Source organism: Saccharothrix variisporea (genome assembly GCF_003634995.1).
Lineage (GTDB): Bacteria > Actinomycetota > Actinomycetes > Mycobacteriales > Pseudonocardiaceae > Actinosynnema > Actinosynnema variisporeum.
The window spans coordinates 462,382-474,115 of the sequence record NZ_RBXR01000001.1; the positions used below are offsets into that span (position 1 = coordinate 462,382).

Sequence of the window (11,734 nt, forward strand, 5' to 3'; positions counted from 1 at the left end):
TCGTCTGAACGGCGAAAACCTGTGCACTGAGCGGCCGGTTCCAGGCTGTCTCTCGTGGCGTATGTGCGCACGGTGAAGACGGCGTCGGGGGCCAGGGCGGTGCAGATCGTGCACTCCTCGCGTCGCGGGTCGCGGGACATCGAGCACATCGGCTCGGCGCATGACGATGCGGCGTTGGAGGCGCTCAAGGCGGTGGCGAGGCAGCGTCTGGCTGTGGGGCGGCCCGAGCTCGACTTCGGCCCGGACTTCGCGGCGTTGCAGGCCGGCAGTGGTGCTGGTGGTGGGCCGCTTGCGATCACGTCGTCGCGGATGGGGTACCTGTGGGACGCGCTCGGCCACGCCTACCAACTGTTGGGGTTCGAGGAGGCCGCTGGTGGTGACGAGGTGTTCCGATTACCGGTGCCGGCACGGATCGTCGAGCCGACCAGCAGGCTGGACAGTCTGCGGGTGGTCGAGGAGGCAGGTTTCGACCCGCCGGCGCCCCGCTCCGGCTCGGGTTCCCGCGGCTGATGGCAGCCTGCCGCCCGGCACGTGTTCCGCGTGCCCTCGGCAGGAGTCGAACCTGCATCTCCGCCGTCGGAGGGCGGTGTCGTGTCCGTTGGACCACGGGGGCTGGGGTCGTACCCCCACCAGGAATCGAACCTGGACTTCGGCGTTCGTAGCGCCGCGCTCTTTCCGTTGAGCTATGGGGGTGTTCGAAAAAAAGGGGTGAAAAGAAAAGCCGCCCGGTCGGTTTCCCGACGGGGCGGCTCCCGGGTCGAGCCTCTAGCGAGGTCGGGAGACCGCCTGGTTGACGGCGCGTCGGCGCGTCACGCGTCGCCGCTGTGCGCTGGTGGCCGTCATTTGTCGTCTCCTCGATGTCCCGTGGTGTGGAGTCAGTGTGCACCCCGGTGGGGGAAGGGGCAATTCTATTTTTTGGGGACCAGGTGCTCGCGGGACGTTCGCCAGGCCTGGTCGCGGTCGAATTCCGGCATCCACCAGCGGTGGGTGTGGAGGGTGCCCGCGTTGGCGAAGCGTCGGACGATCTGCGTGTGCGGCGGCCGGCGGACGAAGGACTTCAGGGCGTCTTCGGACGTCCAGACCGATACCGAGCCGCTGCGACCCGCGAGGGGCATGGTCCACAGCCACATGCCCACCGCGCCCGGCATGCTCGGCCAGGCGTTGGCGAGGCTGCGGCCGGCTCTTGCCACTGCCAGGAGGTCGCGGCGGCGGGTCGCGTGGAAGTCGGTCACCGCCACCAGGACCGGGCCGCCCGACGCCGGACCCGCCTGCCAACCGGTCCTCAGCACGGGACGGCCGGGGTGGGCGCGGTGACGAAGGTGACGACCTCGTGCAGCACGTCGGCGTCGGTGAGGATCCGGTGGTGGCCCAAACCGTTGGTGCTGACCAGTTTCGCGTCCGGCCAGGCGGACGCCAGGGCCTCGCCGTTGACGTGACCGACCTCCCGGTCGCGCTCGTCGTGGACCACCAGCAACGGCGGCAGGGTCTGGCCGGTCGCGCGGGACGGGATGTCGAAGGACGACATCGCCCGGCCGGCGACCTTTTCCAAGCGGGCGATGAAGGCGCGGTGCACGCGGTCGCCGAAACCGAGGAAACGGGCGAACAGGTGCGTCTGCGCCATGGGGTCGGCCATGGGTGCGATGAACGCGAGCCTGGTGGCGGACAGGCCGTCCAGCACGGCCAGCGCGGTCGCCGTGGCGCCCATCGAGTGGGCGACGATGCCGTGTGCCGGGCCGAATTCGGCGACGACGGCGGTCAGGGCGTCGGCGAACTCCGGCAGCGTCGCCCGGCGGCCCAGCGTCCCGGGGCCGGACTCGCCGTGGCTCAGCGCGTCGAACGCGACGACCTGGTAGCCGGCGGCCACGAGCGGGGCGACGAAGCGGCCGAGTTGGTTGCGGTGGCCGCCCCACCCGTGCACCAGGTACACGACGGGACCGCCGGAACCCCAGGTCTCGGCGAGGACCGTGCTCCCGTGCAGGGGGACGAGGTGTCGGACACCGGGTTGCGGCGCGGCTGATGGTCGCGCGTGCCGGGGTGTGCACCAGATCCGGAGCGCGAGGCGGCCTCCGAGGGCGGGTGCGACGCGTTCCAGCAGTCCGAAACCGGTTCGGACGAACTTAGCACGAACGATCGTGCTTTTCTTGACCCGCGAACTGGCCATGGTCTTCCCCCTGGTGGTTCACGCCCGCGCGGCGGCGAGCAGCTTGTCGAAGGCGTACCGGGTCCGCGCTTCCGCGGCCGGGTCGTCCAGCAGTCGGCGCGCGTGGAAGAACGCCAGCATCACGCCGTGGACGTCGTGGGCGAACTGCTCGGGGTCGGCGTCCCGGCGGAAGTCGCCCTCGCTGATCCCGGTGCGGAACATCTGCGCGACCGAGTCGGCGAAGTCGAGGTGGTCGCGCACGAGCTGGTCGCGGATCGGGCCGGGCTGGTCGTCGTACTCGGCGGAGGCCGACACGAACAGGCACGCCGAGCTGCGGTCCTTGGTGGTCGCGAGCCAGTGCTCGAACAGCGCGCGCACCCGGGCCTCGCCGCGCGGTGCGGCCAGCGCCGGGCGCACGACCTGGTCCACGAACAGCTGCCGGGCGTGCGCGAGCACCTGCGCCTGCAACAGCTCCTTGGACCGGAAGTGGGCGAACAGGCCGCTCTTGGACATGCCGGTGTCCTCCGCCAGCGACCCGATGGTCAACCCGGACAACCCGATCCGGCTGGCGGTGGCGGCGGCGCGCTCCAGCACGGCCTGTTTGGTCGCCTCACCCTTGCTCACGTCACCAGTTCAGCACGAACGTTCGTTTTCGGCAAGCTCACCGCCGCGGCAGGTAGGCCACGGCCTCGATCTCGATGCGCAGGTCGGGGTTGGACAGCGGGGCCAGCACGGTGGAGCGGGCGGGGTAGGGGGCGGTGAAGTACTCGGCGTAGACGCGGTTCATCGGCTCGAACAGGGTGGCGTTGAGCAGGAACACGGTCACCTTGCAGACGTCGGCGAGCGTCCCGCCCGCCGCCTCGACCACCGCCTGGACGTTGTCCAGCACCGCCCTGGTCTCGGCCTCGAAGTCCCCGACGACGATGCTGCCGTCGGGCCGTGCGGCGATCTGCCCGGACACGTAGACGTAGTCGCCGGCGCGCACGCCGTGCGGCAGGGGCAGGTCGAGCTTGGCGACGCGGTCGCTCACGATCTCCTCGATCATGCCCCCGATCCTCGCAGGACCGCCGGCGTCGAGGGTCCACGAGCTGGGACGCCCCACCGCCGGAGGCAGGCCGAGGGGCGAGGGCTCAGGGCTGGAGGCCGGCCAGGGCGAAGAACTCCTGCCGGGACCGGGCGTCCTCGCGCAGCACGCCGTGCAGGGACGAGGTGACGGTCCGGGACCCCGCCGCGCGCACGCCGCGCAGGGACATGCACAGGTGCTCCGCCTCGATCACCACGCCGACGCCGCGTGGGGCGAGGTGGTCCTGGAGCCAGTCGGCGACTTGCTTGGTCAGGCGTTCCTGCACCTGCAGGTCGCGGGCGAACAGCTCCATCACCCGGGCCAGCTTGGACAGGCCCAGGATGCGCTCGCCGGGCAGGTAGCCGACGTGCGCCACGCCCTGGAACGGCAGCAGGTGGTGTTCGCACAGCGACTGCACCGGGATGGCGCGGGCCAGCACCAGTTCGTCGTAGCCCTCGTCGTTGGGGAAGGTCGTCAGGTTGAACTCGCGCGGGGTGAGCAGTTCGGCGTAGGCGTGCGCGACGCGGCGCGGCGTGTCGGCCAGGTGTTCGGACTCGGGGTCCTTGCCCAGGGCGAGCAGCAGGTCCGCGACGGCGCGCCGCGCGGCCTCCAGGTCCACGCCGTCGCGGCCGTGGAGCACCTGCAAGCGGGGTTGCGACATGCCGATCGTCCCTCCTTCTAACGACAAGGTGCGCTAACGTTAGAAGACCGCGGACGATTTCGTCAACAGAGGTTGGTTTTAGAATGGTCGAGACCCCGCACGACCCGGTGGCGGCCGTCGCCGCGCTCGACGAGCCGACCCGGCGCCGGCTGTACGACTACGTCGTGCGGCAACCCGCCCCGGTGGGCAAGGACGAGGCCGCGACCGCGGTCGGCGTCCCGCGCACGACCGTCGCCTTCCACCTGGACCGCCTGGTCGCCGAAGGCCTGCTGGACGCCGTCCACGAGCGCCGCACCGGGCGCACCGGCCCCGGCGCGGGCCGCCCGGCCAAGCTCTACCGCCGCTCCGCGCACCCGATCGCGGTCTCCCTGCCGGAGAACCGCTACGAGCTGATCGGCACCCTGCTCGCCGACGCGGTCCACGAGTCCGACGCCTCGGGCGAACCCGCCCGTGCCGTCCTCCACCGCCGCGCCCGCGACCTCGGCCACGACCTGGGCCGGGGACACGGCGACACCCTGACTGCCTTGGAGGAGTTGGGTTTCGAGCCGCGCACCGAGGACCGGGCGATCGTGCTGGGCAACTGCCCGTTCCACGCCCTGGCGCAACGGCACACCGAACTCGTGTGCGGCGCGAACCTGTGCCTGCTGGAAGGTCTGCTGGACGGCCTCGCGGACACCGGCCGCACCGCCCGCCTGGCCCCGGCGCCGGGCCACTGCTGCGTCCGCCTGGAACCCGCCGCGGACTGATGCCCGGCCCCTTGGACCAGGGGCCGGACACCGGTCGGCGTCAGCGGGCGTGGCCGCGCAGGGCCAGCAGGGTCGCCCCCGTCACCCAGCCGAAGAACACGTGGCCGAAGAGGCTCACCCACTGGGCGTTGCCCACGACGAACACCATGTCGCTCATCGCCGAGTCCGCGGTGACGCTGAGCCACAGGGGCATGACGATCAGCGCGCCCAGCAGCCACCACACCACCCCGTACAGGGCGCTCATGGCGTAGACGGGCACCATCTTGTCGGCCACCTTCCGGCTGATCAGCCCGAACAGGCCACCCGCGATCGCCGAGACCACCAGGTGCACCAGGAAGCCGACGAAGGCGTTGTCGACGCCGATCAGCATGCCGACGGTCGGCAGCATGCCCACGCCGGCCATCAGCAGGCCGAACACGACGCCGCCGGCGAGCCCGGCGAACACCCCGATCCGCACGGGGGAGTCCGACCTCGCGGTCGTGGGGGCAGCGATTGTCGCGGTCACGTCAGCTCCTTCTTGTGGTCGGTCGATCAGTTGTGGGGCATGGTCGGGAACCAGCCGAGGCCGAAGATCGACGGCACGCGGACGTCCCGGTGCACGAGCAGGGGACCCGACCGCCCACCGGAACAGCACGTCCCGGACGACCCCGAGCGTCGATCAGCCCGAACAGGCCACCCGAGACAGCCGAGACCACCGGGTGCTGGGCGTGCACCATGGGCGTCCACCTCGCTGACGGTCGACATCGGGGTCCGCCCCAATGTCCTTCCCCGCCGCCCACGCCGACTACTTCGAGGCTGCCCTCCTACCCCGGCGTTCGTGCTCAACCGGCTGCGTCAGGCCGAAACCGCCGACAGGGCTTCGAGGTCGGCCGGGGTCAGCTCGAACTCCAGCGCGCCGACGTTCTCCCTCGCCTGGCGGGCGTTCTTCGCCCCGGGAATGGGCAACACCCCCGGCTGCTGCAACAGCCACCGCAAGGCGATCTGGCTCGGCGTCCGCCCGTACCGCCCCGCCAACTCGCGCTGCACCGCGTTGACGCGCTCCACCCGAGGCATGTCCTTCTTCCGGAACGGCGCACGCCACCGCCGCCAGCCCGACGGCCGGTCCACCGCCGAGTACTTGCCGGTCAAAGCACCCGACGCCAAGGGCATGTACGCGATCAGGGTCACGCCCAACTCCCGGCACGCCGCCAGCACCCCGTTGGTCTCCGGATCCCGGTGCAGCAACGAGTATTGGACTTGATTGGACGCCAGCGGCAGCCCATGACGGGCCAGCGCGGCATGCGCGGTGCGCATCTGGAGCGCCGAGAAGTTGCTCACGCCCACCGCTCGCACCTTGCCGGCCGCGACCGCCTCCGCCATCAGGTCCATCAGTTTCCCGATCGACATCCACGGCACCGGGTAGTGCACCTGGTACAGGTCGACCGACGTGCGGCGCAGCCGTGCCAGCGACGCGTCCAACGTCGCCGGCAGGCTGCCCGCACCCGAGAGGAACCGGGCCGGGAACTTGGTGGCGACCAGCACGTCCGAACCCGCCGGCACGTCCGGACCCGCCAGCTCGCCGACCCGCAGCTCGGACGCCCCGCCCCCGTACATGGCGGCGGTGTCGACCAGGTTCACGCCCGCCGACAGGCACACCGCCAGGGCTTCGCGCTGGTCGGCGAGGCTGCTGTTCGGTCCGTACGCGTTGCGGGCCGGGTCCCAGCGCGGCATGGCGGTCTGGTCGCCCCACACCATCACGCCAACGCCCATCGGAGGCACGCGCACATCGCTGCGACCCAGGACACCGGTCACGAGCAGAAGCATGCGCCCGCCGCCGCGAACCCGCGCGCCGGGAGTCTGCCTGCCGCGAGCCTGCGCGCCGGGAGCGTGCCGCGAGCCTGCGTGCCGGGAGCGTGCCGCGAGCCTGCGTGCCGGGAGCCTGCCTGCCGCGAGCCCGCGCGCTGGGAGCCTGCCGCGAGCCCGCGCGTCAGGACACCCGCACGAGCATCTTGCCGGTGTTCGCCCCGCGCATCATCGCCAGGAACGCCTCCACGGCGTTCTCGATCCCGTCCACCACGGTCTCGTCGGTCACCAGCGACCCGTCCGCCAGCCACCCCGCCGCCTGCCGCACGAACTCCGGGGCCAGGTGGTAGTGGTCGCCGACGTTCATGCCGCGCAACGTCACCCGCTTGCCGATGGCCAGCGGCAGGTGCGGGGGACCGGCGGGCAGGGAGGTCGCGTTGTACATCGAGATCGCGCCCACCAGACCGACCCGGCCGAACCGGTTGAGCACGCGCAGCGCCGCGTCCAGGTGGTCGCCGCCCACGTTGTCCAGGTACACGTCCACCCCCTCGGGCGCGGCAGCGGCGAGCTGGCCGTGGATGTCGCCGGCGCGGTAGTCCAGGGCCACGTCGTAGCCGAAGTCCGCGGTCAGGCGCGCGGCCTTCACGGGACCGCCCGCCGAGCCGATGACCTTGGCCGCGCCCAGCTTGCGCGCCAGCCGGGCCGCCACCGAACCCACGGCGCCGGCCGCGCCGGAGACGAACACCACGTCACCCTCGCGGACGGGCGCGACCTCCTTCAGCGTCGCCCACGCCGTCAGGCCCGTGGTGCCCAGCACGCCGAGGTACGCCGTGGCCGGCGCGATGGACGTGTCCACCACCTGCACGTCCGACGCCCCGAGCAGCGCGTACTCCCGCCAGCCCAGGAAGTGGGTGACGGTCGTCCCGACCGGCAGTTCGGCCACCTCGGACGCCACGACGGTGCCCACGGCCGACCCGGTCATCGGCTGGTCCAGCTCGAACGGCGGGATGTAGGACTCGCCCTCGTTCATCCGGCCGCGCATGTACGGGTCCACCGACAGGTGGTCGTTGCGGACGACGACCTGGCCGGGGCCGGGGTCGGGCACGGTCGTGGTGGCGAAGGTGAAGTCGGTGGTCTGGGGCTCGCCGACGGGACGAGCGGCGAGGCGCCACTCACGGCTGGAGAACGGCATCGGGACTTCCTGGTTCGACGACAGCGACTGAGACGTTCCCGACGCTAACCGCGCAAACCCATAGACATCCAATAGTCTTCTTCATGTGAGGGATAGCGGAACCTATGGCTGGGCGGCGTCGCCGCTGGACCTGAACCTGCTGCGGACGTTCCTGGCCGTCTACCGGTCCGGCTCGTTCACCGCCGCCGCGCGCCTGCTCGGCCTGTCCCAGCCCACCGTCACCACCCAGATCCGGGCGCTGGAACGCCAACTGGGCCGGGAGCTGTTCGAGCGGCAGGCCCGGGGCGTGGTCCCCGCGCCGCCCGCCGACGACCTCGCCGCCCGCGTCGGCCCGCCGCTGGACGCGCTCAACGCCGTGGCCGGCGACGACGGCCACCAGGCCGACCCCGTGCACGTCGCCGGTCCGGCGGAGTTCCTCACCCACTGCGTCGTGCCCCACCTCGCGCCGCTGGTCGACCAGGGGGTGCGGCTGCGCATCACCGCCGGTCAGACCGAGCAGCTGCTGGACGGCCTGGGCGCGGCCCGCTACGACCTGGTCGTGGCCACGCACCGCCCGCGCGGGCGCAACCTCGCCTCCGCGCCACTGGCCGACGAGGAGTTCGTGCTGGTCGCGGGGCCGGCGTGGGCGCAGCGCATCGGGCCGGTGGACGACCCCGCCGCGCTCAACGGGGTGCCGCTGGTCGCCTACGCCGAAGACCTGCCGATCGTGCGCCGCTACTGGCGGCACGTGTTCGGCCGCCGCCTGACGTGCCACCCGGCGGTCACCGTGCCCGACCTGCGCGCGGTGCTGGCGGCGGTGGCCGGCGGCACGGGCTTCAGCGTGCTGCCCCGCTACCTGTGCGAACGGGAGCTGGCGGCCGGGGAGCTGGTCGTGCTGCACGAGCCGGAGGACCCGCCGATCAACACCGGGTTCCTGGTCCAGCGGCCCGGATCGTCGGCCAACCCGCACGTGTCGCTCGTCCGCGACCACCTGCTGCGCGTCGGCCGCCACGCCCTGAGCACCGTCAGGTCCTGAACCCCGTCGCGTTCTGAGTGTCGTCGCGTTCTGAGTGTCGTCGCGTTCTGAGTGCCGTCGGGTTCTGAGCGCCGTCGGGTTCTGAGCGCGGTCGCGTTCTGAGCAGCTCGTGAAGATCAGCGGTGGGAGATGATCCGCATCGCGTGCCGGCGGGCCGGGCCCTCCAGCCGGACCCGGGCCGACTCGAACAACGCCACCGCCCGCGTGCCGCTCCACCTGCGCGGCAGCACCTCAGGCGGCAGGCCCGGGTCCAGGTAGGGCAGGCGGCGCCAGTCGGTGAGGATGCGGACGTAGGCCACGAACGCCTCGCGCTCGGACGGCTCGTCGGTCCAGTCGGTCTCGTAGGCCGCGCAGAAGTCCGCGTAGAGGCGCTCCAGCGCGTCCAGGTCCCACCACTGGCGCACCTTGTCGGCCAGGTCGGGCAGCGTGGACAGGTAGTCGGCGCGGAACAGGTTGACGTAGTCGCGCAGCTCCAGCCGGGTCAGCCGCTCGCCGACCTCCTCGTAGACGTGCGCGGGGGCGATCCACACGCCGGGCGCGGCGGTGCCGAAGCCCAGCTTGGTCAGCTGCGTGCGCAGGACGTGCCGCTTCTGCCGCTCGGACTCGGGGATGGAGAACACCGCGAGCAGCCAGCCGTCCGCCATGGAGGCCTGCTCGCGCTCGAAGATCCGGTAGTCGCCCTCGCGCAGGATCTCCTGCGCCTGCTCGGTCAGCGCGTACCCGGCGACGCCGTCCACCGCGCGCGGGGTCAGGATGCCGCGCCGCTTGAGCCGGGACACCGACGACCGGACCGCGGGCTCGTCCACGCCCAGCTCGGCGAGCAGCCGCACCAGCGACCCGACCGCGAGCCACCCGCCGCCGGCCCGCGCGTACAGGCCGTACAGCGTCACGATCAGCTGGCGGGGCTGCGTGCCCCTGGTCGCGGGCGCGTCCAGGGCCGGGTCGTCCAGGTCGAGCATCGTCACGCGCACACCTTAACCCGGCGACCTGCTATGTCGTATCTTTGGCTGGCATCACTGCGCCGCCATACGATGGGTCGACCGTCCGCTACGGTGGTTCGGCGCGATGCCGCTTTCATCGGCATGTGGCAACCTTGTGACGGGATCAACGCTATAGAGGTTTGACGACGACCGTCAAGAATAGGCACTGCAGTTGGAGCTGCCATGACGCTCAACGAAGAGCTGAAGGCCTGGGGCGTAGACGCTCGCGCATAGGGCGGCGACGGTCGCGCATGGAGTGTTGCGGGGTGAGCGGCTTGGCTTGGGCAACCACGAGAGAGGACTGCTCATGTCGGTGATGGACGACGTCCAGCGGGAGAAGTTCCTGGCTGAGGTGCGGGTCGGGGTCATGGCGATCGCCCGTGCCGAAGGGCCGCCGCTGGCCGTGCCCGTCTGGTACCACTACGAGCCCGGCGGTGAGGTGTCCGTGCAGACCCACCCGCACGCGGTGAAGTACCGGCTCGCCACGGCGGCCGGCGGGTTCAGCATCGTTGCCCAGGTCGAGACGCCGCCCTACCGGTACGTGAGCGTGTCCGGGCCGCTCACCGGGGTCGAGGAGGACACGCCGTGGGCCGAGGTGGACGCCATGGCCCGGCGGTACTTCGGCGCCGACGCGGACGACTATCTCAAGACGCTCGAAGGCCAACCTATCGCTACCCTGCGCATGCGGCCCCAGCGCTGGCTCTCCGCCGACTACACCGAGGGAAGTTGAGCCGGTCGGCTTTCCTCTGGAGCGCCGGCTCGCACCTGGGCCCTGAGGGGTGGGGGATGAGGGGTGGGGGATGAGGGTTGTGGTGGTCGGGGCGTCGGCGGCTGGGGTGGCCACGGCGGACGCGTTGCGGCGCAAGGGGTTCGACGGTGACGTGACGTTGGTGGGTGCCGAAGGGCGACTGCCGTACGACCGGCCGCCGCTGTCCAAGCAGGTGCTGGCCGGGACGTGGGAACCGGACCGGGCGCGGCTGCGGGACGTGGACGCCCGGCTGCTGCTGGGGGATCCGGCGGTGGCGCTGGACGTGGCCGAGCGGGTCGTGCGCACGGCGGGTGGGGTGGAGCTGCGGGCGGACGCCGTGGTGGTGGCCACCGGGGTCCGGCCGCGGACTCTGCCCGGTCAGGAGCGGTTGAAGGGTGTGCACGTGTTGCGCACCCTGGACGACTCGTTGGCCCTGCGCGCGGACCTGGTGCGTGCCGCGCGGGTGGTGGTGGTCGGTGACGGTGTGCTGGGCGCCGAGACCGCCGCCACCGCGCGCGGGATGGGGTTGGACGTCACGGTGGTCGGGCCGTTGCGCGCGCCGTTGGAACTCCAGCTCGGGCTGCACGCGGCGGAGGTGTTGGGCGGTCTGCACGTGTCGCGGGGTGTGCGGCTGGTCCGGGCCGCGGTGAGCGGGCTGGTCGGAGAGGACCGGGTGCGCGGGGTGGCGTTGGCGTCCGGGGAGGAGCTGCCGGCCGACGTCGTCGTGGTCGCCTTGGGGGCGGTGCCCAACACCGAATGGCTCGCGGACAGCGGGCTGGTGCTGGACAACGGCGTCGTGTGCGATGCCCGGTGCCGGGCCGCCGACGGGGTGTACGCGGTGGGGGACGTGGCCCGGTGGCGGCACGAGCGGCTGGGGACCATCCGGCTGGAGAACCGGACGAACGCGACCGAGCAGGCGGTGGCGGTGGCGGACAACATCCTGGGGGAGGACCGGGTGTACGCGCCGGTGCCGTTCTTCTGGACCGACCAGTTCGACGCCCGGATCCACCTGCACGGGGTGCCTGGCGACGAGGTCGAGGTGGTGGAGGGGGACGTCGGGGAACGGCGGTTCGCGGCGGTGCACCGGCGGGGTGGTGCGGTGGTGGGAGTGCTGGGCTGGAACATGCCCAAGCAGGCTCGGCAGTTGCGGACGCGGCTGCTTGGGTGACGGGCGGCGGGGGTCTCGAGGTCGGAAGATTGAAAGATTGAAAGATCAAAAGATGAAGAGCGGCGCTCGCCGCGCGGCAGGCCGCCAGCGGGGGGTGAAGGGCGTCGGTTCCCCCGCCGTATGGCCTGGCGGAGCCAACCACAGATCGCCCCGGGTGCTGCTGAAATTTTTGCTCGTTCCTCGCAAAATTTTCGGCTGCACCCGGGGCGATCTGTGGTAGCCCTTCGGGCAGGCCATAC

Annotated in this window: 13 protein-coding genes, 2 tRNA genes and 1 pseudogene; 5 read left to right on the forward strand and 11 right to left on the reverse strand. The window is 71.8% G+C overall.

Annotation, left to right across the window (positions count from 1 at the left end):
- Positions 1 to 54: 54 nt before the first annotated feature.
- Positions 55 to 474 (forward strand): annotated as a pseudogene (locus DFJ66_RS02035) (IS1634 family transposase); the annotation flags it as partial.
- Between the two features lie 67 nt (positions 475 to 541).
- On the opposite strand, the gene DFJ66_RS02040 reads toward DFJ66_RS02035, so the two are convergent.
- From DFJ66_RS02040 to folE, 7 genes are all read right to left on the reverse strand, one after another.
- Positions 542 to 613, reverse strand: a tRNA-Arg gene (locus DFJ66_RS02040).
- A gap of 8 nt (positions 614 to 621) precedes the next feature.
- Positions 622 to 693: transfer RNA gene (locus DFJ66_RS02045), tRNA-Arg, on the reverse strand.
- Between the two features lie 215 nt (positions 694 to 908).
- Positions 909 to 1,289: a hypothetical protein gene (locus DFJ66_RS02050; RefSeq protein WP_121217384.1), complete on the reverse strand. Its 381-nt coding sequence runs from the start codon at positions 1,287 to 1,289 to the stop codon at positions 909 to 911.
- Positions 1,283 to 1,927 (reverse strand): alpha/beta hydrolase, encoded by a 645-nt coding sequence (locus tag DFJ66_RS02055; protein WP_211350931.1) that lies wholly within the window; start codon positions 1,925 to 1,927, stop codon positions 1,283 to 1,285. The genes DFJ66_RS02050 and DFJ66_RS02055 overlap by 7 nt, the downstream gene beginning before the upstream one ends.
- A 252-nt stretch (positions 1,928 to 2,179) precedes the next feature.
- Entirely contained in the window at positions 2,180 to 2,764 is a 585-nt protein-coding gene (locus tag DFJ66_RS02060) for a TetR/AcrR family transcriptional regulator (RefSeq protein WP_121217388.1), read from the reverse strand.
- 37 nt (positions 2,765 to 2,801) lie between these two features.
- A complete protein-coding gene (locus DFJ66_RS02065; RefSeq protein WP_121217390.1) occupies positions 2,802 to 3,185 on the reverse strand; it encodes a RidA family protein in 384 nt (127 codons plus the stop codon).
- A gap of 85 nt (positions 3,186 to 3,270) precedes the next feature.
- The gene (folE, locus tag DFJ66_RS02070) at positions 3,271 to 3,864 is read right to left on the reverse strand and encodes a GTP cyclohydrolase I FolE (RefSeq protein ID WP_121217392.1); all 594 of its coding nucleotides are present in this window, start codon (positions 3,862 to 3,864) and stop codon (positions 3,271 to 3,273) included.
- 83 nt (positions 3,865 to 3,947) lie between these two features.
- On the opposite strand from folE, the gene DFJ66_RS02075 reads away from it, so the two are divergent.
- Positions 3,948 to 4,610 carry a helix-turn-helix transcriptional regulator gene (locus DFJ66_RS02075; RefSeq protein WP_121217394.1) on the forward strand — a complete coding sequence of 221 codons (663 nt, stop codon included), beginning with the start codon at positions 3,948 to 3,950 and terminating at the stop codon, positions 4,608 to 4,610.
- Between the two features lie 40 nt (positions 4,611 to 4,650).
- Here the strand turns inward: DFJ66_RS02075 and DFJ66_RS02080 are convergent, their stop codons facing one another.
- The 3 genes from DFJ66_RS02080 to DFJ66_RS02090 form a co-directional block, all read right to left on the reverse strand.
- Positions 4,651 to 5,115 (reverse strand): hypothetical protein, encoded by a 465-nt coding sequence (locus tag DFJ66_RS02080; RefSeq protein WP_246029529.1) that lies wholly within the window; start codon positions 5,113 to 5,115, stop codon positions 4,651 to 4,653.
- Positions 5,116 to 5,444: 329 nt separating this feature from the next.
- Positions 5,445 to 6,401 (reverse strand): aldo/keto reductase, encoded by a 957-nt coding sequence (locus DFJ66_RS02085; protein WP_170199082.1) that lies wholly within the window; start codon positions 6,399 to 6,401, stop codon positions 5,445 to 5,447.
- A gap of 175 nt (positions 6,402 to 6,576) precedes the next feature.
- Positions 6,577 to 7,584, reverse strand: a complete 1,008-nt coding sequence (locus DFJ66_RS02090; protein WP_121217398.1) for an NADP-dependent oxidoreductase — start codon at positions 7,582 to 7,584, stop codon at positions 6,577 to 6,579.
- A gap of 85 nt (positions 7,585 to 7,669) precedes the next feature.
- Here DFJ66_RS02090 and DFJ66_RS02095 point away from each other — a divergent pair, with 85 nt between their 5' ends.
- Positions 7,670 to 8,599, forward strand: coding sequence for a LysR family transcriptional regulator (locus DFJ66_RS02095; protein WP_121217400.1), 930 nt, complete (start codon positions 7,670 to 7,672; stop codon positions 8,597 to 8,599).
- Positions 8,600 to 8,715: 116 nt separating this feature from the next.
- On the opposite strand, the gene DFJ66_RS02100 is transcribed toward DFJ66_RS02095, so the two are convergent.
- On the reverse strand, positions 8,716 to 9,558 hold the full coding sequence (locus DFJ66_RS02100) for a PaaX family transcriptional regulator (RefSeq protein ID WP_121230515.1): 843 nt from the start codon (positions 9,556 to 9,558) through the stop codon (positions 8,716 to 8,718).
- A gap of 328 nt (positions 9,559 to 9,886) precedes the next feature.
- Here DFJ66_RS02100 and DFJ66_RS02105 point away from each other — a divergent pair, with 328 nt between their 5' ends.
- Together DFJ66_RS02105 and DFJ66_RS02110 are read left to right on the forward strand one after the other, a co-directional pair.
- Positions 9,887 to 10,309, forward strand: coding sequence for a pyridoxamine 5'-phosphate oxidase family protein (locus tag DFJ66_RS02105; protein ID WP_121217402.1), 423 nt, complete (start codon positions 9,887 to 9,889; stop codon positions 10,307 to 10,309).
- A gap of 70 nt (positions 10,310 to 10,379) precedes the next feature.
- The gene (locus DFJ66_RS02110) at positions 10,380 to 11,495 is read left to right on the forward strand and encodes an NAD(P)/FAD-dependent oxidoreductase (protein WP_121217404.1); all 1,116 of its coding nucleotides are present in this window, start codon (positions 10,380 to 10,382) and stop codon (positions 11,493 to 11,495) included.
- The last annotated feature ends 239 nt before the right edge of the window (positions 11,496 to 11,734 follow it).

What these genes read in the sequence shown, in the direction of transcription:
- DFJ66_RS02105 (WP_121217402.1), top strand. Translation starts at nt 9,887, where the DNA reads ATGTCGGTGATGGACGACGTCCAGCGGGAGAAGTTCCTGGCTGAGGTG.
- DFJ66_RS02075 (WP_121217394.1), top strand. Translation starts at nt 3,948, where the DNA reads ATGGTCGAGACCCCGCACGACCCGGTGGCGGCCGTCGCCGCGCTCGAC.
- DFJ66_RS02100 (WP_121230515.1), bottom strand. Translation starts at nt 9,558, where the DNA reads ATGCTCGACCTGGACGACCCGGCCCTGGACGCGCCCGCGACCAGGGGC.
- DFJ66_RS02065 (WP_121217390.1), bottom strand. Translation starts at nt 3,185, where the DNA reads ATGATCGAGGAGATCGTGAGCGACCGCGTCGCCAAGCTCGACCTGCCC.
- DFJ66_RS02090 (WP_121217398.1), bottom strand. Translation starts at nt 7,584, where the DNA reads ATGCCGTTCTCCAGCCGTGAGTGGCGCCTCGCCGCTCGTCCCGTCGGC.
- DFJ66_RS02110 (WP_121217404.1), top strand. Translation starts at nt 10,380, where the DNA reads ATGAGGGTTGTGGTGGTCGGGGCGTCGGCGGCTGGGGTGGCCACGGCG.
- folE (WP_121217392.1), bottom strand. Translation starts at nt 3,864, where the DNA reads ATGTCGCAACCCCGCTTGCAGGTGCTCCACGGCCGCGACGGCGTGGAC.